The organism is Paractinoplanes ferrugineus (assembly GCF_016862195.1).
Classification (GTDB): domain Bacteria; phylum Actinomycetota; class Actinomycetes; order Mycobacteriales; family Micromonosporaceae; genus Actinoplanes; species Actinoplanes ferrugineus.
In genome coordinates this window covers 203593-224763 of the sequence record NZ_BOMM01000050.1, presented here as the reverse complement: position 1 = coordinate 224763, position 21171 = coordinate 203593, and the positions used below count along the sequence as shown (strand labels likewise).

The 21171-nt window shown below is 66.5% G+C and carries 15 protein-coding genes and 3 pseudogenes; 9 read left to right on the top strand and 9 right to left on the bottom strand.

Annotated elements, in window-relative coordinates:
* Window positions 1-218: 218 nt before the first annotated feature.
* A pseudogene (locus Afe05nite_RS44855) lies at window positions 219-1104 on the bottom strand (transposase); the annotation flags it as partial.
* Between the two features lie 45 nt (window positions 1105-1149).
* Window positions 1150-1973: pseudogene (locus Afe05nite_RS28200) on the bottom strand (IS5 family transposase).
* A gap of 379 nt (window positions 1974-2352) precedes the next feature.
* On the opposite strand from Afe05nite_RS28200, the gene Afe05nite_RS28195 reads away from it, so the two are divergent.
* The 3 genes and pseudogenes from Afe05nite_RS28195 (at window position 2353) to Afe05nite_RS28185 (ending at window position 6845) form a co-directional block, all read left to right on the top strand.
* Window positions 2353-2781 (top strand): hypothetical protein, encoded by a 429-nt coding sequence (locus Afe05nite_RS28195; RefSeq protein WP_203820248.1) that lies wholly within the window; start codon window positions 2353-2355, stop codon window positions 2779-2781.
* 134 nt (window positions 2782-2915) lie between these two features.
* A complete protein-coding gene (locus Afe05nite_RS28190; protein ID WP_239118241.1) occupies window positions 2916-3284 on the top strand; it encodes a hypothetical protein in 369 nt (122 codons plus the stop codon).
* Window positions 3277-6845, top strand: a pseudogene (locus Afe05nite_RS28185) (AAA domain-containing protein). Before Afe05nite_RS28190 ends, Afe05nite_RS28185 begins: the two are co-directional and overlap by 8 nt.
* A gap of 525 nt (window positions 6846-7370) precedes the next feature.
* Here the strand turns inward: Afe05nite_RS28185 and Afe05nite_RS45150 are convergent.
* The 4 genes from Afe05nite_RS45150 to Afe05nite_RS28165 all read right to left on the bottom strand — a co-directional run bounded on the left by Afe05nite_RS45150 (window position 7371) and on the right by Afe05nite_RS28165 (window position 10278).
* The gene (locus Afe05nite_RS45150; RefSeq protein WP_203820246.1) at window positions 7371-7787 is read right to left on the bottom strand and encodes a hypothetical protein; all 417 of its coding nucleotides are present in this window, start codon (window positions 7785-7787) and stop codon (window positions 7371-7373) included.
* On the bottom strand, window positions 7730-9088 hold the full coding sequence (locus tag Afe05nite_RS28175; RefSeq protein WP_203820245.1) for a sensor histidine kinase: 1359 nt from the start codon (window positions 9086-9088) through the stop codon (window positions 7730-7732). Before Afe05nite_RS28175 ends, Afe05nite_RS45150 begins: the two co-directional genes overlap by 58 nt.
* Before the next feature lie 10 nt (window positions 9089-9098).
* Complete coding sequence (locus Afe05nite_RS28170; RefSeq protein WP_203820244.1) at window positions 9099-9752, bottom strand: response regulator transcription factor; 654 nt, start codon at window positions 9750-9752, stop codon at window positions 9099-9101.
* A gap of 85 nt (window positions 9753-9837) precedes the next feature.
* The gene (locus Afe05nite_RS28165) at window positions 9838-10278 is read right to left on the bottom strand and encodes a cytochrome P450 (RefSeq protein WP_203820243.1); all 441 of its coding nucleotides are present in this window, start codon (window positions 10276-10278) and stop codon (window positions 9838-9840) included.
* A gap of 419 nt (window positions 10279-10697) precedes the next feature.
* On the opposite strand from Afe05nite_RS28165, the gene Afe05nite_RS28160 reads away from it, so the two are divergent.
* From Afe05nite_RS28160 to Afe05nite_RS28135, 6 genes are all read left to right on the top strand, one after another.
* The gene (locus Afe05nite_RS28160; protein WP_203820242.1) at window positions 10698-11300 is read left to right on the top strand and encodes a hypothetical protein; all 603 of its coding nucleotides are present in this window, start codon (window positions 10698-10700) and stop codon (window positions 11298-11300) included.
* A 194-nt stretch (window positions 11301-11494) separates the two neighbouring features.
* A complete protein-coding gene (locus tag Afe05nite_RS28155; RefSeq protein ID WP_203820241.1) occupies window positions 11495-12634 on the top strand; it encodes a peptidoglycan-binding protein in 1140 nt (379 codons plus the stop codon).
* Window positions 12631-13446 (top strand): ABC transporter ATP-binding protein, encoded by an 816-nt coding sequence (locus Afe05nite_RS28150; protein WP_203820240.1) that lies wholly within the window; start codon window positions 12631-12633, stop codon window positions 13444-13446. The genes Afe05nite_RS28155 and Afe05nite_RS28150 overlap by 4 nt, the downstream gene beginning before the upstream one ends.
* Window positions 13440-14645, top strand: coding sequence for an ABC transporter permease (locus tag Afe05nite_RS28145; RefSeq protein ID WP_438869014.1), 1206 nt, complete (start codon window positions 13440-13442; stop codon window positions 14643-14645). The genes Afe05nite_RS28150 and Afe05nite_RS28145 overlap by 7 nt, the downstream gene beginning before the upstream one ends.
* Before the next feature lie 710 nt (window positions 14646-15355).
* On the top strand, window positions 15356-15982 hold the full coding sequence (locus Afe05nite_RS28140) for a hypothetical protein (RefSeq protein WP_203820239.1): 627 nt from the start codon (window positions 15356-15358) through the stop codon (window positions 15980-15982).
* Between the two features lie 423 nt (window positions 15983-16405).
* A complete protein-coding gene (locus Afe05nite_RS28135; protein ID WP_203820238.1) occupies window positions 16406-17221 on the top strand; it encodes a hypothetical protein in 816 nt (271 codons plus the stop codon).
* Here the strand turns inward: Afe05nite_RS28135 and Afe05nite_RS28130 are convergent.
* The 3 genes from Afe05nite_RS28130 to nhaA all read right to left on the bottom strand — a co-directional run bounded on the left by Afe05nite_RS28130 (window position 17141) and on the right by nhaA (window position 21092).
* On the bottom strand, window positions 17141-18778 hold the full coding sequence (locus tag Afe05nite_RS28130; protein WP_203820237.1) for an ABC transporter permease: 1638 nt from the start codon (window positions 18776-18778) through the stop codon (window positions 17141-17143). The two genes, Afe05nite_RS28135 and Afe05nite_RS28130, sit on opposite strands and share 81 nt — an antisense overlap.
* Window positions 18775-19668, bottom strand: coding sequence for an ABC transporter ATP-binding protein (locus Afe05nite_RS28125; RefSeq protein WP_203820236.1), 894 nt, complete (start codon window positions 19666-19668; stop codon window positions 18775-18777). The genes Afe05nite_RS28130 and Afe05nite_RS28125 overlap by 4 nt, the downstream gene beginning before the upstream one ends.
* Before the next feature lie 113 nt (window positions 19669-19781).
* Entirely contained in the window at window positions 19782-21092 is a 1311-nt protein-coding gene (nhaA, locus tag Afe05nite_RS28120) for a Na+/H+ antiporter NhaA (protein ID WP_203820235.1), read from the bottom strand.
* Window positions 21093-21171 lie beyond the last annotated feature (79 nt).

The window sequence follows — 21171 nt, the reverse complement described above, 5'->3', positions numbered from 1 at the left end:
CGCGCATCACGAACCTGTTGGAGAGGCCGGCCGCCACCGCCCGCAACACCCCGACGTTTCGTCTCGGCGATGGGCCCGTTCGTCATTGTCGGGATGCCCCTGGGCCCGAGGAGCAGGCCGGGACGGGACCCCGTCAGCGTGATGATTCCAGGTTCGGCCACGCCGAGCGGCCCGCCTGCCTAGTGCGTTGACTACGAACGTTCACCGGGTCTGATTCGTCAGGCGGCTTTGGTCCGGGGTCGGCCCCAACGTTGCTGACGTTCGCTGCGTATGCGGGCTCGTTCGCGGCGTTGGGCGGCCAGGACGTCGGGGTGGCGGGCGTTGGCGTTGCGCCAGCGCAGGTATTTCTGCAGCTTGCGGGCCAGGACGGTGTGGTTCGGGTGGTTCGAGTTCGCCATGGTGAACATGCGTAGCGGCCCGAACTGCGCATCGATCGGGTTGGCCCAGGACGCGCTGGTCGGTGTCAGGCACAGCTCGACTTTGTTGTGGGCGGCCCAGGCCCGGATCATCGGTGTCTTGTTCGCCGACAGGTCGTCCATGACGACGTAGATCGGCGCGCCGTCCGGCCGCGTCTTGCGGATCGATTCAGCGCGGACAGGGTGTGATCAGCGCCTTTGCGCGCCCGGTTGCCCCCCCCAGAGCTGGTCGTCGCCGAGGCTGTAACAGCCGTGGAAGTAACGGATGCCGTGCGTGCGATGGTAGGTCGCCGGCAGCCGGTCCGGATGCGACTGCACGGCCCAGCCACGGCCGTGGTGCGGGCGGATCGACAGCGGCCCGAACTGGTCAAACTCGAAACACCGGCTCAGGAACTTACTGGTCACCTCCTCGATCCGGTCGAGCTTCGTCTCGAACTCCGGGTTCTTCGACTCCTTCCACGTCCGGGTCCGCTGCCAGCCGACCTCGTTCCGGCGCAGCATCTGGCGAAGCCGTTCCCGGCCGATCACGACCGTGCGGGAGGCGTCGGTGGCGAGGTAGTCGGCGAGTTTGCGCAGGCTCCAGCAGGTGAAAGGCCGCCCGAGCGTGCCCGGGCGGACCGTGGCCGTCGCGACGATGAACGCTTCATCGTCGTCACTGATCCGGCGGGGGACGGCCTCCCGCCCACTTAGAGGGCATCTGATCCCTACTTGCCCGTTTAGAGACGAGATGCAGTCATAGCCCCTGCCAGGTTCGGGTGGATTCGCCGGTCAGTCTGAGCATGATTGTGTTAGCCATCGCCCAATGGACCATCGCGGCCGATCGCTGCGGCAGCGCCTCGTAGTCGCGGGCCAGGCGCCGGTGCTGCATCAGCCACCCGAACGTCCGCTCGACCACCCACCGGCGCGGGAGGACGTGAAATCCCTTCTCCGCACGGCGTGGCACCCTCTCGACGTCGATGCCGAGTCCCGCGCCGTGACGCAACACGGTGTTCTGGTAGCCGCCGGCGACCCAGACCTTGCTCACCGTCGGATGCTCGGTCGCCAGTGTGTTGAGTAGGCCCTTGCCGGCGGCAGAATCGGACACCGACGCCGCCGTCACTACGACCGCCAGCAGCAGTCCGAGAGTGTCGGTGGCGATATGCCGTTTCCGTCCTTTGATCTTCTTAGCTGCGCCGATGCCCTGCTCGGATTCCTTTACATTGCAAGACGTTTGACACTTTGGGCATCCAGCACCGCGGCGCTCGGCTGCGCATCGCGGCCGAGGGCCTCACGTACCCGCGACCGCAGAAGATCGTGGATGCGCGCGGTGGTGCCGTCCTTCTCCCACTTGGCGTAGTAGTCATAGACCGTCTTCGCCGGAGGGAAGTCGTGCGGCAGGTACTCCCACGCCATACCGGTCCGCGCCACATACAAGATTGCATTGACGATCTCCCGGAGATCGTGGACTGGCGGGCGGATCCCCAGACCCCCTCGCGCCTGGCGCCACTGCACCAGAACCGGCTCGATCAACGCCCACCGGGCATCCGAGAGATCAGTTCGATATGGAAGTCGCTCCATTCCCATGCCTGACCAACGAACGATCACGGCCGATGACCTGCGAAACGTGAACTATCCCCTTAGAGGATCAGATGCCCTCTAAGCGGACATAGCGGTTCTCGGTCGTGACCTGCATGTCCGTTAGTTTGCTTTTGCGCTTCCCGCACTTGACCGCTTTGCAGATGCAATACAGGACGACTGCCGCCAGGGCATGTCGATAGATCCGCTCGTGCGAAGGGGTCCCGGGGCCATGCCTTGCCGTGAGTGGTCCATTCTGATGGCTTCGGTCTACGGTGAGTCTCGACATTGGACTCGGCTGTCGTCTGTTTCGGCGACGTCCTTGGAGGAAGAGTGCTTAACGCTCGATCCGCGTCAGTACTCCTGCGGGGGTAACGACGCAGTGCTTCTCACCTACGTCGATGAGTCCTTTACTGACGACTGGTACACGATGGCGGCTCTTTTGCTCGACGGGCCGGCCGCGGCGGCCCTGACCGCGCAGCTTGATCAAGTTGCGGCGGACGCTGCCCGCGCCTATGGCCTGCCCGCGGGTCCCGAAGTCGAATTGCATGGGCATGAGATCTTCCACGCAGCGAAATCATGGAAGGGCGTGCCACCTCGGGCGCGGATCGGCGTCTTCGACGACGTGGTGGAGGCGGTGGCGGCGCAGCCGGTTCGTATTATCGCCCGCGGCATGGACGTGATCGGCCAGAAAGCTCGCTACGCAGTCCCTGAAGCTCCGCACTCCGAGGTGTTGAAGCACCTGGATAGCCACGGTGTAACGGCACTCTTGGATACGTCACGTCACGTCGTCCATTGTGTCAACGAGTAAGGCACGTCTTCCGAAGACGTACGCGACCCCCAGCAACAAGAACGCAGATATCCGACAGTCGCACCGATCGATGATGAGCTCTTTGTAACTTCGATTGACAGACGACGGAGGAGAGCTGCATGCAGCAGGCCCGCATGGTGGTCGGCGTCGGGTCACTGCCGGACGACGACGACTTCATTCTCGACCAGGTGACCGAGGAACTGGCGGACGACCTTCGCGAGGTCGGTGAGGTGGAGCGGATCCCTCAAGCCGGTCGTGGGGCGGGTGACAAAGGTGTCGCCGAACTGGTTGCCGGGGCCGTTGCCGTCCTGGCGACCGCGGATCCCGGATATCTGCAGGCTCTTGCCGACGTCATCGTGGGGTTTCTGCAGCGCAACACCGGGCGGCGCGCCCATCTGCGGGTGGGTGACATCGAGTTCACGATCGACCGGCCCTCGCGCAAGGAGACAGCGGAATTGATCAAGGCCGTTCAGACCGCTATCGAGCGGCACGGCGATGGCTAGGCATGCGCTGTTGCTCGGCACGGTCACCTGCCATCTCGACCCCGAGTTGGCGCCGCTGCCGTCGGTGCGTCAGGACGTGTTGCAGCTGAAGGCAGTGCTTGACGACGCTGGGGAGTTCGACACCGTCCGGCCTGAATTCGATCTGCCCTTGAGTCACATGGTGCAAATTCTCGAGGAGTTCTACGGCAGTCGGCGGAAAGACGACACCGCGCTGCTCTACTACTCAGGCCACGGTGTGCTGCACCAAGATGGGCAGTCCCTTTTCTGGCGACGGCCGACACCGTTTCCGGGCGGCTCCATGCGACCGCGCTGGATACCGATGGAACGCTGCGGCATCTGCTCAGCAGCACTGCCGCCTCGAAAAAGGTGATTTTGCTCGACTGCTGCTTTTCCGGCGCCTTCACCGCACGCCATCGTTTCCAAGGCGGCGTCCGGCAGGAGCCGCGCCGAGGGAAACGAGAACGCGGGACTTTCTATCTGACCTCCAGCACCCATATGAAGGCCTCCAAGGCCGAGGATCCGGAGCGTCCGTCACTCTTCACACAGGTACTGCTCGACGGACTGCGCGGTGCGGCGGCCAGCACCTCCGAGGATGGCTGGATCACGACCAGCGAGCTGTCGCGCTATGCGTTCACCGAGATGGCGCGACTTCGGCAGCACACGCCCGTGGAGTCCAGCGAGGGAGTGACCGAGCCGATCAGGCTCGTCGCGGCGCCCGGATCGGAGGCAGCCGTCCGTCAGGGGCCGGCGGTCGTAACCACTCCTGCTGACGACGCGCCCTTCGACGCGGACCAGTGGCGCAGATTGATCAGCTACTACACGTCTTGCATGCAACGGTCGACCGCTCTGCAAGCCTTCGTCGACCCGAAGGACACGCGGCGGTACGTGGCCGTGCCGCCCGGTCCGGAGGTTGTCTATTCCGGCGAGGGCCCGGTGTCGCTGTCGGGTTCGGCCGCCGCCCTCGCCGACCGAGCACGCGATGAAGGCCGAGGATTGCTGTACGGCTATCCCGTCGTCCCTCTCCGTCCCGGCCGAGGCAAGCCGGTCCACCTGGGTCCGCTGCTTATCTGCGACGTGAACGTCAGCCCGGACCACGTGCTGCATGCTTCTTTCCCGCCCCGCCCGAGCCCAGCATTGATCGATCTCCTCCAGCTGTCGGAGGTCGAAGCAGATGAGCTCGTCCAGCGGGTCGAGCAAGTCTTCGTGCCGGGACAACCGGCGTCTCTCGCCGCTGTTGTCAGCCTGCTCATGGCCACCTTCGATCTGGAGCCCCTGGCCGACCTCGAGCCGGCGGCGTTGGTCGGCCGGATACTTCCCGCGCCGATCGATCGGGTGCAGAACGCGGGCATGTTGTACAGCGTCGACGTAGCTGACGCCCCGGAGCGTCAGCTCATTGAAGACGTACAAGCCATGGTCAAGAACCCCGGTGCGATAGCTGCCACGGCCCTCGGCAGGCTTGCGGCCATGCCGGCGGAGGCGGAGGAAGACCCCCCGCCCGTGTTGACCGTCGCGATGAGCCCGGTGAACGAAGCGCAGGAGGAGGTCATCCGGTCGGCGATGTCGCGGCCGATGACGGTGGCACAGGGACCTCCTGGCACCGGCAAGAGTCAGTTGGTCACCGCGCTCCTCACCACGGCGACGGCCTCAGGTCAAAGCGTTCTCATCGGCTCGACCAGCAATCAGGCAGTGAACTCCGTCGTGGAGCGCGTCGCCGAGCTGATCGGTCCAGGTCTAGTGCTGCGTACAGGAAACAAGGAGCACCGTCAGCAGGAACCGGAGCACCTCGCCGTCATCCTCCGGGCGTACCCACAGGATCTTCGCCGCGTGGTGCCTGACGACCGTACGCCGCAATCGGAGCTGCGATTGGTTGCAAACGAGGCGGAAGGGCTGCGGCGCGCCTTGAACGATCACCGTCTGCTGGAGCGGGATCTGGCCGACTTGGCGATTGCGCGTCAGCCGGAGACGGCAGACGTGGTACCCCTGCCTGAAGAGAACGCTGCACTCGAGCAGCTGGTGCAGTTGACCGACCGCGCGTTGGCCAGCCGGTGGTTCGGATGGTGGTACCGGTGGCGCCTGCGGGCATTCGGCATCACGGACCGGAAAGACGTCGAATTGCTCTCCGAACGGGCAGTCTTCGAGTTGCGCTGGCGTGAACGACACAAATCCCTCAGCACGTTGCCAGAGGTGCAGAAATCCTGGCGGCGCTTGAACGACTTGGTCGCCGTCGAACGCCCTAACCTCAGCCTGGACCTGCTCAAGGCACAAATCGCGCGACGGGTGGCTGCGCAGGCGCGGCTGCTCCAAGATCGCGCCGACGAAATGGCGAAACCCAATCCGCGTAGCTGGGCCGGCTTCCCGCAGCTCCTGTCGGCCCTGCCGGGCTGGGCGGTGACCGCATTGTCCGCGCGCTCGCTGCAACCGCGTGCCGGTATGTACGACCTCGTGATCATCGACGAAGCAGCGCAGTGCACTGTTCCGGCAATCCTGCCCATGCTTTATCGGGCCAAGCGCGCACTGATCATCGGTGACCCGCGGCAGTTGCCTCCGGTTGTCGACCTCAACGATCAGGATGATGCGGTGGAGCAAGCCAAAGCTGGATTGGGTGCAGGCTGGCTGGGGGACCGGCGACTAATCTTCGGACGGCATTCGGCGTACGACGCTTTCGCCGCCGCGGTAGGCACCACCTATCTTCTCGATGAGCATTACAGGTGCCATCCCGAAATCGTCGACGTTCCGAACCGGGAGGTGTACCAAGGGCGTTTGACAGTGCTGACCGACCCGGCAAGGCTCGCCGTGCAGGCTGATCCGGCGGTGCGGTGGCATCACGTGACCGGCAGATTCGACTACGGCCCGAGAGGCTCTGGCCGTAACGACCTGGAGATTGCCGAAGTCATAGCGGAGGTGCGACGTTTGCGCAGCGTCTACCCAGATGCGTCGATCGGTGTAGTCACACCATTGACCGCACAACAGCGGAATTTGGCTGCCGCTCTGCGTAGAGCAGGCCTCGAGGAGAATCTGCTGTGCGCGACGATCCACAAGTTCCAAGGCAGTGAGCGGGACATCATGGTCATCTCTCCCGTCGGTGCGCACGGAATCCACGAGCGCACCAAGGGCTGGCTCGTACACCAAACGAACCTCTGGAACGTCGCGATCACCCGCGCGAGATCGGAACTGGTCGTGGTCGGTGACCGCTCGTGGTGGTCCGCACAAAGGGGATTGCTGACCGCGCTGGCAAACCACGACGGCCTCACAGCGGTGGCTGCTGACGCCGATCCCGAAGCAGCCGATCGGCTTCATGCTGCATTAAGGACTGCTGGATTGTCCGTACGGCGAGATGTCGCTGTTTCCGGACGGGTCGTGGACCTAATGGTGAGCGGACAAAACGGCGGGATCGCCGTAGTCGTCGACGATCCCCTCGGCGACCCGGATGGGCGCAAGTTGCGCAAGGTTCTCGCGCTCATCGACATCCTGGGCGCGCATACACAAGTGGCGCGGATCCCAGCGTGGCGCTGCTACGCGGAACCGGAAGCCGTTGCCGGCGAGCTCGCGCTGATGATCTGAATTTTTACCCAAGGGCTAGAGACGCGGCTGGCGAGGATTTTAAAGTCGGAACAGTCTATCGCTGACGAGGCGCCACGGGTTCATTTCGCTAAGCTGCCTTCGTGCTGTGCATGCCGATTGGCGAAGACCGTTCAACGCATCTCCGATATCGCCGCCCATCGGCACTATGGCGCGATATCAAAAGAATTTCGAGAGTACAACGAGAAGCAAACAACACGTGCCGCACTTGATCGGTCGTGGCCACGCGCGTGGTCACAAACTTGATCAACTTCTGCTGGATGTGTGAAATCGGACGGCACGTCGGTGCCGTTACGTCCGCTCTCGTGTACATTTAGAAACAGGCTGACAGTGCTTAACCAAATTGTAATGCGACCTGGGGGTCAAGGGGTCGCAGGTTCAAATCCTGTCAGCCCGACCAGCAATCCGAAGCCGTTGGCGAGGACGAAAGTCCTGGTCAGCGGCTTTTTGATGGACGAACGTCGCTTTCCAAGATCGCTTTAGTGGATCTTGTGGGCACGGACCGGCCTACCGTGGATGAGGGCAGCTCAACTCGGTACCACGGGGGTGCTCAGTGACCATCGGCTCGTACCAGACTCCGACCAAGACACTGTGGTACTTCGTCATCGACCTGCCGCCCGGCGACGACGGGAAACGGCGCCAGCACAAACGGCGAGGATTTCCCGACCAGAAGGCGGCGGAGAAGCCGAAGGCGACGCGCGTAAGGCGTTCGGTGAGGCCGCGATCGGCGCGGACGGCAGCATTGCGGCCAAACTTTCCGGCTGGCTGTCGGAACGCGAACTCGACATCGAAGAAGATGAACAGACCAAAACGGTCGAGCACTGCGTCGACGCCGTGACGTAAGAGATGAGCGAGCCGTTCTGGTGTCATGACCTCGATGTCGGCGGGTTCGTCGGTGTCGACCGCGTCGAACAGCGTCCACACGGTGGGGAAATTGGGCTGTTCGGCACCGGTTTCCTTCGGCAGGACCCGCACTGGGCCCGACATCGCCCGCCGGCTGGCAGGGCGACCGTGATCCTGAGGCCGCCGCGGGGCCGGGGAACGGCGACCAGGTCGGCGTCGTGCGCATCGGCGATGGCCCGCACGATGGACAGTCCCAGGCCGAGCCCTTCGCCGCGGCCGACGCGGTCGGCGCCGCCCCGCTCGAACGGCTCGAAGAGCTGCTCGACCCGGGATCCCGGGATCGGGCGGCCGGTGTTGGACACGGTCAGGACGGCCTGGTCGTCTCGGCCGTGGGTGCTGATCTCGACGTGGCCGCCTTCGACGTTGTGTCGCAGGGCATTGTCCACCAGGTTGCCGATCATGCCTTCGGTGAGACGCACGTCGCCGCTGGCCCAGGCCGGGCCGTACGAGGCCTGGACCTCAAGGCCCCGCCGTTTCGCCTCGTCAGCGCGGCTGAGCACGACCTCCTCGGTCAGCCGGGCCAGATCGAACGGTGTGCGTGCACCGAGGCCGGCCTGTCCTCGCGCGAGCCTGAGCAGGGCCATGAGAAGCTGCTCCTGCTCCAGTCCGGCGGCGAGGACTCGCTCGTGCGCCGCGCGCAGCGACTCCACGGTGGCGTCGGGATCGGAGAGCGCGACCTGGGCGACGGTCCGCTGACGGGTGAGCGGGGTACGTAGCTCGTGCGAGACGTTGGCGATGAACCGGCGCTGGGCGACGAAGGAATCCTCGAGCCGCGCGAGCAGTCCGTCGAAGGTGTCCCCGAGGTCTTTCAGTTCGTCGTGGGGGCCGTCGAGTGCGAGCCGCTCGTGCAGGTTGCTGGCCGAGATGGTGCGGGCCGCGCCGGTGACCTGCTGGAGGCGGCTGAGCTGACGGCCGGCCATCAGCCAGCCGGCGCCAAGAGCGATCACCGTCGTGATCCCCAGCGCGATCAGCGACTGCACCAGCAGCGCGTCCAGCTGATCGGTGCGCTGGGCGCGGGACAGCTCCTGGGCGCGTCGGGCGAACTCGGCCGCCTGAGCGGAGGTGCCATCCTCGCTGTGGGTGGCGCTGTCGGCCTGATCCTGCGAGCTGAACTGCGGTGAGCCATTGGAATCGGGCTTGGTGGGACTGACCACCAGGGCGTTCGTCTCGCCGTTGGGCCCGCGGCTGGTGTAGGCGTCGGGGGTGAACTGGCTGGCCAGGATGTAGGTGATGGCGACGAGCATGGTGCCACAGACCAGGAAGAGCGCGCCGTAGAGCACAGTGAGGCGGAAGCGGACGGTGCGGTGTCCGAGGAATCGCATCGTGTCCCCTTCAGATCCGGTAGCCGGACTTGGCGACGGTTCTGATCACTGGCGGATCGCCCAGCTTTGCCCGCAGCCGACTGATGGTGATCTTGACGGCCGTGGTGAACGGATCGGCGTTCTCGTCCCAGACCCGTTCCAGCAGTTCCTCTGCCGACACCGTGCGGCCCTTCGCGGCGAGCAGCAGCTCAAGCACGCCGAACTCCTTCGGCGCCAGATCGAGCAGGCGCTGACCACGCTGCGCGGTGCGCCGGGCCACGTTCACCTCGATGTCGTCATGTCGCAGCACCGGCGGAGCCAGCGGGTGCGCGCGGCGGGCAAGCGCGCCGATCCGGGCAACGAGGACCGGGAAATCGAACGGCTTGGACAGGTAGTCGTCCGCGCCGATGCCGAGGCCGTCTATGAGGTCGTCGGTGGTGGAGGCGGCGGTGAGCATGAGCACCCGGCTGCGGCTCTCCGCCGCGATCAGCCTGGCGCACACCTCATCGCCGTGCATCCCCGGCAAATCGCGGTCGAGAACGATCACGTCGTAGTCGTTGACCAGCGCGCGGTCCAGGCCGGAGGCTCCATCGAAGGCGACGTCGACGGCCATGGTGGCCCGACGCAGGCCGACGGCGACCGTCTGCGCCAGTTCCTCGTCGTCGTCGATCACCAGAACCCGCACTGTTCCTCCTGAGGTGAGACGGCCCTGCCGCGGGCACAGTTGGACATGCCTACATGGTGCCTCCGCGGCTGGTTTCGTCCCGGTCTCATCGTTTGAGCGCTACCGGCAAACTGCTCATGCCGGACAGGAAGTTGGAGTAGATCGGCTTCCCGGCCGCGGTCAGGTTGATCCCACGGACCCGGTCACGCAGGCCTTCCAGCATTGAGTTGATCTCTACCCGGCCCAGGGAGGCGCCGAGACAGAAGTGGCGCCCGTACCCGAGGGGCAGGTGTTTGTTCGGTGTGCGGGCCAGGTCGAAACGATCCGGTTCGGCGAACACCGTCTCGTCGAAGTTGGGTGAGCTGAACCACGGCGTCACCAGGTCACCCTCGTCGAGCAGCCGACCGATCAGCTCCCGGACGCGGTCGACCACGCCGGCGAGCGCGCGGGGCGCGAACGCCTGCAAGAGCAGCCGTCGCAGGTCGGTGTAGCGCGGTCCGTCGGTGACGGCGAGCATGCGCCCGGCGCCGGGTCGCCACCCGATCACCCGGAAGCCGGGTCCGGAATCAGACGCCGGCTGCCGATGGACGGGTTCGTCGGCGCGAAGCCCGACGCCGGATACCGAGCATGTCATGGTCGGTATAAGTCTTCGGATCAATGAGGCTCGGGACCATTTATTTATCGCACTCAACTCCTCGATAAGGCGGTGGCAAAGTACCCGGCGCGTCCAGGTGTTATCAAGGCGGTGCGGATTGCCGGTTGGACAATGCCGGCTCCCTGGCGTGTCCAACTGAAGATTGGCCGCGAATTCCCGCGAGGTATTTGGATATGGGCCGTGATCCGCGTCACCGGTCCGTTCAACGACGGTCGGCGGCGGGCGCACCCGACGGTGATACCTCACCGAAACCCCGCATCGCGTAGATGTATCGCTACCAGGTGCGTAACGACAAAATAGGGAGCCCCACGATGGAAGCGAAAACCTGCCGGTTGCGACCGGCGGCCGTCCTCCTGGCCACCTGCCTCGCGGTGACCGCCCTGCTGGCCGGCGGCTGTGGTTCGTCCGACGACGACGCGCCCCCGGGCGTCGCCCAGGTCACCACCGGCGCTTCGCAGCCCGCCGGCGGCGCCGAGATTCCGAGCGGTGGTGGTGGCGCCGAGCTCAGCCAGCGGCAGATCTACGACGGCCTGCTCAAGTACTCCAAATGCATGCGCGAGCACGGGGTGAGCAGTTTCCCCGACCCGGTGATCGGAAAGGGCCTTCAGGTCAACGGCAACGAGGTCGGGCAGGGTACCGCCGCCTACAAGTCCGCGGACGACGTCTGCAAGTCGCTCATGCCCGGCGGCGCCGGCGCGGATGACGCCCCGGCCGACCGGACGGCGGCGCTGAAGTATTCCAAGTGCATGCGTGACCAGGGCGTGACGAAATTTCCGGACCCGGCCGCCAATGGCTCGGTCGACCTCGACATCGACAAGATCGGCATGGCGCCGGACAATCCGGTCTTCCAGGCCGCTCTGAAGGCCTGTCAGCAGTACCTGGGCAGCACCAACACCAATGGTAACGGCGGCTGATCCAACCCCTGCCGGCATACCGGCGACGCCGCGTCCCAGAAGGTCAAATTCTTTTCCGAGAAGCGGTGCCGCCGCCTTTCCGGCCCGGAGTCGGCTTTACGAAGCCGCTCATGAGACCGTACCGAAACCGCGGACCCGATAGAAAAAACAAACGTCGAAAAAGTCCGAGGTGAATGAGTGAAGGGCTCCGAATCATGAATGCCGCTCCTACTTTGCCGCAAGAACAGCTCGATGGTGAGGCGATCTCCGCGGTCCTGGACCGCCGGCGCCGCCGCCGCATCGTCATCGGTGTGGTCGCGGTGATGGCAGTCGCGGCCGGCGGAGCTGTGGTGGTCACCTACGACCGCAACTCCGGCCAGACGGACCCCATCGTCACGGTCCCGACCGGGACGGTCGAGGTCACCGAGGGCACCCTCGTCGCCCGTACCTCGGTAAGCGGGACGCTGGGCTATGCGGGCAGCTACACCGCGGTGAACCAGGCCTCCGGCTCGTACACCTACCTGCCTCCGGTCGGCCGGACCGTCAGCCAGGGCGACGTGCTCTACCGGGTCGACGAGAAGCCGGTCGTGTTCTTCATGGGCACGGTGCCGATGTACCGCGATCTCGACCGGGACCTGAAGGGCCGCGACGTCCAACAGCTCAACGCGGCGCTGGTCGCCGCGGGCTACGACGCCGACGGTCGTCTCGAGGCGGGCTCGAGCCGCTACACCTGGGCCACCGCCTCCGCCGTACGCGATTTGCAGAAGCATCTACACGTCGAGCGGACCGGCCGGGTGTCGAAGAGCGACGTGGTGTTCGCCGGCACGAGCAAGCTGCGGGTCGCCAGCCTCGCGGGCCAGGTCGGTGGATCGGCCGCGACGGGCTCGGCCGTGCTCACCGGCAGCTCGACCGACCGGCACGTGACCGTCGGGGTCGACGCCTCCCTGCAGAGCAGGCTCAAGGCGGGCGAGAAGGTGACACTTACGCTGCCGACCGGCAAGACCGTCGACGGCGCGGTGTCCTCGGTGGGGACGGTCGTCACGAAGACGAGCAGCGGCGGCTCCCAGATCACCGTCATCATCAAGCCCTCGAAGACCTCCGACACCGGTCGCCTCGACCAGGCGCCGGTCGGCGTCTCGATCATCACCGAGAGCGTGGACAACGTCCTGATGGTCCCGGTGAACGCGCTGCTGGCCCTGCTCGGTGGTGGCTACGGCATCGAGGTGGTCGAGCCGAGCGGTGTGCGCAAGCTGGCACCGGTCGAGCTCGGTCTCTTCGACGACACGGCCGGCACCGTGCAGATCACCGGCAACGCCGTCGCGGCCGGTCAGAAAGTCGTGGTGCCGACGACATGATCGACCACACCGAACACCGGACGGCCGTGACGGACGGCGCCCGCCCGGACACCGGCCGGGGGAGCGGGGAGGGGGCCGAGCCGGTCCTGCAACTCGAATCGGTCAGCAAGCTGTACCCGGGCGACTCCCCGGTGGCGGCGCTGCGCGGCGTCAGTTTCACGATCAACCGAGGTGAGCTGGTCGCAATCGTGGGGCCGTCCGGCTCCGGCAAGTCCACTCTGCTCAACGTCATCGGCACCCTCGACCGTCCGACCAGTGGCATCGTCCGCATCACCGGCGAGGACGTCGCCGAGATGAGCGACCGCAACCTCTCCCGGCTGCGGGCCACCACAATCGGTTTCGTCTTCCAGCAGTTCTCCCTGGCCGAGCACACCACAGCTCTGGAGAACGTCGCCGACGGGCTGCTCTATGCCGGGGTCCCGCGCGCGCTGCGCCGCCGCGCGGCCGCCGAAGCGCTGCGACGGGTGGGCCTGGCCGACCGTGCCGGGCACATCCCCGCCAAGCTCTCCGGTGGCGAGCGCCAGCGGGTGGCCATCGCCCGTGCGTTGGTCGGGCGCCCGGCGATCGTGCTGGCCGACGAACCGACCGGCAATCTCGACAGCAGGAACAGCGCGGCCATCTTCGCGCTGATCAGGGACCTCAACGCCGAGGGCGCCACGATCCTGGTCATCACCCACGATCGCGAGCTGGCAGCCCGGCTTCCCCGGCGCATCGAGGTGCTGGACGGCCGGGTCGTATCCGACGTCAGCCAGGCCCCCGACGCGAGCGGCTCGACCACCTGGTCTCCACTCAGTGAAAGGGCGCAATCGTGACCACTACCCTCGCCCCCGGGCGGCTGCGGCCCTCCGACCTGGCGCGGATTTCCAGCGTCGGCCTGCGTACCCGCCGGTTGCGGGCGGCGCTGTCGGCGCTCGGGATCGCGATCGGCGTGGCGTCCATCGTGGCGGTGCTCGGTCTCTCGGCCTCCTCCCAGGCCGGACTGCTGGCCCAGATCGACAAGCTCGGTACGAACATGCTGACCGTCACCACCGGCAAGGACATCTCCGGCGCCGAGGTCGCCCTTCCCAAGACAGCACCCTCGATGATCAGCCGGATCGGTCCGGTGGAGGAGGTGGAGAGCACCGGCGAGGTGACCACGGCCGACGCCTACCGCAGTCCGCTCATCCCGGACGTGAACACCAACGCCCTCACCGTCCAGGCGACCAGTCTGAAACTGCCCCAGACACTGCGTACCGAAGTCGTGAAGGGCAAGTTCCTCGATCAGGCCACGGCTCAGGAGCCGACCGTCGTGCTTGGCTGGATCGCGGCGCAGCGCCTCGGCATGAACCGCGTCTACACCGGGCAGCGGATCTGGGTCACCGACCAGTGGTTCTACGTCGTGGGCATCCTCGGCCCGGCGACGTTGGCGCCCGAGATCGACGACTCCGTCCTGATCGGGTACCCGGCCGCCGAGAAGTACCTCGGCTTCGCCGGGCATCCCTCGACGATCTACGTCCGGTCGGCCACCGATCAGGTGCAGGACGTGCACTCGGTGCTCGCCGCCACGGCCAATCCGCAGAACCCGAGCCAGGTCACCGTCGGAAATCCGTCCGACGCCCTGGTCGTACGGGCCGCGGCCCAGTCCGCGCTCAACGGGCTGTTCCTCGGGCTGGGGGCGGTGGCGTTGCTCGTCGGTGGCGTCGGCGTGGCGAACACCATGGTCATCTCCGTGCTCGAACGCCGGGGCGAGATCGGGTTGCGCCGGGCGCTCGGTGCGACCCGGGGCCACATCCGCATCCAGTTCTTGATGGAGGCGATTCTTCTGGCGGTGCTGGGCGGCGCGGCGGGGGTCGGTTGCGGCGCGCTGGCCACCGTTGTCTACGCGCTCAGCAAGAACTGGGCGGTGGTCATCCCGCCTGAGGCCTGGATCGGCGGGGTGCTTGCGGCGGTGGCCATCGGTGTCATCGCGGGCCTGATCCCGGCGCTGCGGGCGGCCCGGATGCCGCCCACCGAGGCTCTGCGAACTGTCTGAAACCGGGCGCCGCCCGATCGGTGAACCGACCGGGATCTGCGAACCGTCCGAGAACCGAGGGAGAGGCCGTGCCGATCGAGCGGATCAACGGCATCAGCCTGTACCGTGCCAATGCCCTGGGCATGGCTGTGAGCTGGCGTTTTGACGATCGTTTCAGGATGCCCGGTGGTACTCGTTGAGCACGCCGCCGAGGCCTTTCGGCGTCGTACCGGGGCGTCCATCGCAATGACGACCCGAGAGCACCGACCAGCCTGATCATCATCAAGTAGACCAGTCGAACCAGCATACTGATGATCTCGACGTGAAACGGGAAATCCCAGCTCACCGGATGTGCGACGACTTCTGGCGCGGTACAGGCCGGCGCTCTCGTCCCTCGGCCGTCTGCCATGGAACCGGCATCCACCGCGAGCTCCGCCCGGATCCTCGCCATGAAACAAACGGGCGTGCTTCTCGACATAGTGTTTCGCAGGTGAGAAGGCTGGTCCGGATCTTGAGCCAGCCTTCTGCGCGTTCCTGGGGGCCACAAGAGTCAAGCAGCGCCCGCGGTGGCTCGCCTTGACCGCTGGTCAAGCCACGTGCGTTGGTCGGTTGCTGAAGGCGCCGCGCAAGCGCGGTCGTAGAACCGCTCGGTACCGACCGGCATCGGACCTTCGGGCCGGCCAAGTCGGATATCACTCGGCATGATGTTCGGAAACTGCGATCATCCAGCGATGGAGATCTGGTCCCATGACGGCAAGTTGTACGAGGTCTCCTCGGGATACAGACTGCCCGACGATGCCTGGCAGTACGAGCTGATGGGTCTTACGGGACCTCCCGGCACCGGCCCCTACCTCTCTATCTCAATTCCAGACGCGACACCCATCGGTCCCTTCACGCCGAGGCGGGCAGAGCACGTCGTCATTCATTCAGGCGGCGGCACTCTGCCATGGCCGATCCTGGAGAAGCTGATGCGCGTGCTCGACTCCAGTGGTGACCTGGTCGACGAGGCACGTGACCTGTCGGCCGAGGCCATGACACTTCCGCTGACACTCAATGCCTGGACCTATGGAACCCATCAGTTCGAGGTCAATCACTTCCACCACGATGATTCGTGGTGCTACGAACTGTATGAAGTGGAAGCGGGCGTGGCCGAGAACTACATCGCCGTCCGCATCCCTGACGCGTCCCCGGACAGCCGCCCCTTCATCCCGCTGCCCAGCGACCACGTGACGCTGACCATGCATGGCCAATGGACACTTCCGTGGCCGGTGTTCCGGCGTTTCCTCGACGTCATCCGTGCCGCCGGCGACATCGTCGAATCCGTCAGCGACAACCCCGCGCGTGTGGATCAACCTTGACGATCGCTGCGGTGATCACGCGACGCCGTGCGTCCGGCAACAGCTCTCGAACCGCTTCGCGGTCGAGATAGTCGTCAAGGTTCGAGCCGCGCAAGCCGCCGCTGACGAGCCCGCGGCAGACCGAATCCGATCTGACCCGTGTAATAGGATCAAGCGCCGTATGCAGAGAGGATTGCGGGAAGGATTTGACGGAATTCATCGGCGAGCCGCACGTCTCCGTACACGCCGGTGACTGGGGCTACGAAGAACGCGAAGCTATCACCGGCGAAAAGACTGAAATCCGTAAGGAATTTACGGCAAAAAGGGCTCAACTGAGTTTGATGTCACGAGCTTCGGCTAATGGTGATGCAGAAGGATTAAGTAGATCGCGAATCAGCTCAGGACGAGGCGCACGGGGCGCCGGAGGTCGGGGTTCCCTTACTGATGCAACTCTTGCAACTGCAACTCGCGGTGATCGAAAAGCTCAAAAACCTTCCTTACGAAACCTACCGCAAAGTGATGTATGCGTTGATGGCCCGCTGTCGTGGCATCTACGACAAGCAGCTGTCGCCGGAAATGCGTAGCCTCCTGACAGCCACCGCAACGGCCGTACGCAACGATGACAAGGAGACGGGCCCGCTCTACCGTCAGCTGCAGAACACGATTTCAAACGACACACCGGGCATCGACGGTGGAGCTCTCAACCTTCTTCAGCTTGCCTGGCTACTGACCGGCGAGACCGCGGGCGAATACCCACAGTATGAGGCCGCAGAGATGGCAGAAGCACCGATCTCGAACCACCTCGACGTGCACGCGTTCAACAACTTGGACTCCGCAGACTGGCCCGGCCATCACGGCTCTGATCTTCTCCAAGTCCTCCAGGACATTGTTGCGCTCAACGAGGACCAACTGCGGCGACTGGCTAGAAGTTCTTTCGACGAGGCGGGCCGCATAATTTTCGATCAACCTCGGCAATGCCAGGAATGGCCCGGCCGGCCTGGTTCGGGCTGGTGTTCTTTCTCGCTGTGGCAACCGGTACTGCGAACGCGGCAGCACCGCCTCCAGGCGAGGGGTCCGCCGGTCGACGAGGCGGTCGGGCTTTGGCGGCGCTCGGGGTATCGCCGTAGGTGCGGCGTCGTCAGCGTCTACGGCCCCGGTACACCGACGAACGTGCTGCAGCTAGGACAGCAGATCGCGGCGGTGATAGGCGCCGATGCCGAGCCCGGTCAGGAGCGCGGCGAGCGCCAGCATGACGGCTGAATCCGTCAGGCTGGCCTCAGTGAGTGGTACGGGCGCCAGGTGAGCGAACGGTGAGATGTCGTGAAGCCAGTCCGGTGCTGCGATGCTCTCGGCGATGACCAGCAGCAGGAACCCGCCGACGGTAGGAAGCCCACCGAGAAGCCCGGTCCAGCGCGGCGCCCAGCCGATCGCGAACGCCGCCGCGCCGAGGCTGAGCAGCACCATCGGCAACACGTTCCACGTACCGCGCAGGGCATCGGTCACGGCCAGCTCACCACCGATGGCGGTGACGCCGAGCCAGGTCGCCAGGCCCGCGCCGGTGACCAGGACCGCCGCGGCAGCGGCGGTGACGGCGATCTCGGCGCCGATCAGTCGGAGCCGGGTGATCGGCTGACTCGCCAGCAAGGTGAGCCGCCGGTCGGACTCGGCCGCCACGAACGCGGTCATCCGGACGGTGACGAAGCCTCCGACGGGTATGGCGAGGATCGCGAACAGCGTCGCGGCGAACCCGGCGATGCTGCCCAATCCTTGGAAGCCGGCCTGTGACGCCTTGCCGGCCATGGCCGGGTTGTCGCGCAGGAAGTCGGTGACCGACACAGCGGTCAGGCCGATCAGCAGGTAGTAGGCACCGATCCCGAGCATCCACCCGGTCAGCGGCCGCAGCACCCGGCCCACCGCGAACGTCGTCACACCCGCCAGCAGCAGGGTTCGTGGACGCCGCCCGGCCGCTGCGGGCAGAAGTCCGTCGCGAACGTCGCGACGGCGGGCGATAGCCAGGGCCAGCACCGTGAGGAGCGCGGTCGCGGCGGCCAGCACCAGCAGCGGGGAGACACGGTTGTGGACGTAGGGCCCGGTGAGCGACAGCAGCCCGAACGGCGACAGCCAGTGCAGCCAGCCCAGTGCGGTGACCCCGTCACCGATCATGCGGGCCAGCAGACCGGCACCCAGCACCGCCACCGCCGTCCCGGTCGCGGGCGAGCGGGCCGGAAAGACTTGGGCTGTCAGCGCGGCCACCGCGGCAAAGAACATCCCGAGCAGCCCGGTCCCGGTGCCGTGCAGCACCGCGCCGGCCGGTGCGGTGCCCGACAACAGCAGAACGGCCGTGATGGCGGCCGCGGTGGCGGCCACAACCGCCATCACGGCGATCAGATGCCGCAGCAGCACGGCCGGGGCGGGTACACGGCCGGACAGCAGCAGGTCCCAGCGGCCGGCGTCCTCCTCACCGCGGGTGATCCGGGTGGTCGCCAGGATCGCCCAGGCGCCCAGCAGGACCGCGATGACAGTGCCGACCCGCCACACGGTGAAGCCGCCGGCGGTGTCCAGACCGATCGGGGCACCGAACAGCGTCCGGATCGCCGGGTTGCCGGCCAGAGCCTGCAGACTTCCGGCCGCCGCTGGGTCGGCCATCACCTGTGCGTAGGTAGCGACGACCAGCGCGGTCATCCCTGCTGCCAGTCCAACGACGATGAGTGCACCGCGCCGGATCTGGCGCACGGCCAGCCACGTGACGGCCCGGCCCGGCGACGGCTGCGATGCCACCCGGGAGCCCGCAGGGGTGGCGAGGGTGCCGAGGCTCATCGGGCCGTCTCCGTCCCGTAGTAGTCCAGGAAGATTTCCTCCAGGCTGGGTTCGCGCATGCTCAGGCCGGTGACCTCCGCGGCGGCAAGCGCCTGCAATACGGGGCCTGGATCGCCGGCCAAGGTGAACCGTAGGCGGTGTTCGCCGGCCGGCTCGATCGCCTCGACCCCGGGGATCACGTTCAGATCAGGTGCGGTGCCGGTGTAGCTGATCGTCACTTCGGCCCGGTGCAGGCCGCGCAGTTCGCTGATCGTGGAGACGTCGACGAGCCGGCCGGCGCGCAGGATGGCGACCCGGCCGCAGACGGCTTCCACCTCGGCGAGTTGGTGGGAACTCAGGAAGATGGTCTGCCCGCGGTCGCGGGCCTGGCGGACCGCGGTGCGGAATTCGCGTTCCATCAGCGGGTCCAGGCCGCTGGTCGGCTCGTCGAGCACCAGCAGCGGGGCGCGGGTGGCGAACGCGGCGATCAAGGCGATCTTCTGCCGGTTGCCCGTGGAGTAGGTGCGTGCCGGTTTCGACGGATCGAGGGCGAAGCGTTCGACGAGCTCGTCGCGGTAGGCCACGTCGGTGCCCGGACCGGTGCGGGCCTGCAGGTGCAGGATTTCGGCGCCGGTCAGTTGCGGCCACAGCGCCACGTCGGCCGGTACGTAGGCGAGGTGGCGGTGGGCGCGGGCCACATCGGCGGCGTCGACGCCGAACACCTCGGCCCGCCCGGCAGTCGGGCGGGCCAGGCCGAGCAGCAGGCGGATGGTAGTGGATTTACCGGCGCCGTTGGGGCCGAGGAACCCGAACACCTCACCCTGGACGACGTCCAGGTTCAGGGTGTCGAGGGCGGTCAGGCGACCGTACCGTTTCGTGAGGTCGACAGCGCGCAGCGCGGGATCGGTCATCGCGGGAAGCCTTCCGGGTCGGGCGTGGATCTATGACCGCCGACCAGACTTCCCGGCACACCTGTCGCTCACCGTACGCCTGTCCCGCACCGGTCGGGAAGACCCGCCGTCGGTCAGGGCCGCACGGGGTCGTCGTCCCAGACGTCGGGGATGCCGTCGGCGTCGGCGTCGACCGCCTCGGCCGCGCACAGTTGCCGGTAGTGCCGGTTGCGGGCCCGGAGTACCACCGTGGCCAGCAGGGCCGAGATCAGCGATCCGGCCAGGATGCCGATCCGGGCGTGCTCGTCCTTGGCGCTGCCGACGCCGAACGCGAGTTCGCCGATCAGCAGCGACACGGTGAACCCGATCCCCGCCAGCAGCGCCACACCGAGCACGTCCCACCAGCTCACCCCATCGCCGAGGGCGGCACGGGTAAACCGTTGCACGAGCCAGGTCGAGCCGAGCACGCCGACGCATTTACCGACCACCAGACCCAGCACGATGCCGATGGTGACCGGATCGCGCAGCGTCTCGCCGAGCCCACCGGCGCCAGCGACCGACACCCCGGCCGCGAAGAACGCGAAGACCGGCACCGCGAACCCTGCCGACACCGGACGCCACCGGTGTTCGAAGTGCTCGGCCAGGCCGGGACCCTCGCCAGGGCTGCGACGGATCACCGGGACCATGAAGCCGAGCAACACTCCGGCGACAGTGGCGTGCACCCCGGAGGCATGCACCAGCGTCCAGACGGCCGCGGCCAGGGGCAGCAGCAGCCACCAGGAGCGGACCCGCCGCTGCACCAGCACCGCAAACAGCCCTAGCGGCACCAGGGCGGCGGCCAGCGGCAGCAGGCTCAACGAGCTGGTATAGAACACCGCGATGATCAGGATGGCGAGCAGGTCGTCGACCACCGCGAGGGTGAGCAGGAAGGTCCGCAGGGCGGCCGGCAGGTGTGTGGAGATGACCGCCAGCACGGCGAGGGCGAACGCGATGTCGGTGGCGGTCGGCACCGCCCACCCGCGCAACGACCCACCGGCGATGCCGGTGTTGACTGCCATGTAGATCAACGCAGGTACGGCCATGCCACCCACCGCGGCAGCAACCGGCAGCACCGCACGCCGCGGATCCCGCAGGTCCCCGGCGACGAACTCGCGTTTCAGCTCAAGTCCGGCGACGAAGAAGAAGATCGCCAGCAGCCCGTCGGCCGCCCACTGCGCCAGCGTCAGATCGAGATGTAGCGCGTGCGGGCCGACCGTGAGCACGATCAGGTCCTGGTATCGCGCTGACCACGGCGAGTTCGCCCAGACCAGGGCCAGGATCGCGGCGCCGAGCAGCAGCGCGCCCCCGACGGTCTCGGTTCGCAGGATGTCGCCGATGCGGCTGACCTCCGGCCAGCTGCCGCGGCCGAACAGGTGACGGGGCTGATGAGGTGGTGTGGCTGTCACGAAACTCCCTGCGGAAAACGGGCACGGCAAAAGATCGCCGACCAGACTTCCCGGCACACCTGCCAGTGAACCTACCGCG

What these genes read in the sequence shown, in the direction of transcription:
- Afe05nite_RS28190 (WP_239118241.1), top strand. Translation starts at nt 2,916, where the DNA reads ATGGTGGTCGGCGTCGGGTCACTGCCGGACGACGACGACTTCATTCTC.
- Afe05nite_RS28175 (WP_203820245.1), bottom strand. Translation starts at nt 9,088, where the DNA reads ATGCGATTCCTCGGACACCGCACCGTCCGCTTCCGCCTCACTGTGCTC.
- Afe05nite_RS28160 (WP_203820242.1), top strand. Translation starts at nt 10,698, where the DNA reads ATGGAAGCGAAAACCTGCCGGTTGCGACCGGCGGCCGTCCTCCTGGCC.
- Afe05nite_RS28155 (WP_203820241.1), top strand. Translation starts at nt 11,495, where the DNA reads ATGAATGCCGCTCCTACTTTGCCGCAAGAACAGCTCGATGGTGAGGCG.
- Afe05nite_RS28150 (WP_203820240.1), top strand. Translation starts at nt 12,631, where the DNA reads ATGATCGACCACACCGAACACCGGACGGCCGTGACGGACGGCGCCCGC.
- Afe05nite_RS28140 (WP_203820239.1), top strand. Translation starts at nt 15,356, where the DNA reads ATGGAGATCTGGTCCCATGACGGCAAGTTGTACGAGGTCTCCTCGGGA.
- Afe05nite_RS28135 (WP_203820238.1), top strand. Translation starts at nt 16,406, where the DNA reads ATGCAACTCTTGCAACTGCAACTCGCGGTGATCGAAAAGCTCAAAAAC.
- Afe05nite_RS28130 (WP_203820237.1), bottom strand. Translation starts at nt 18,778, where the DNA reads ATGAGCCTCGGCACCCTCGCCACCCCTGCGGGCTCCCGGGTGGCATCG.
- Afe05nite_RS28125 (WP_203820236.1), bottom strand. Translation starts at nt 19,668, where the DNA reads ATGACCGATCCCGCGCTGCGCGCTGTCGACCTCACGAAACGGTACGGT.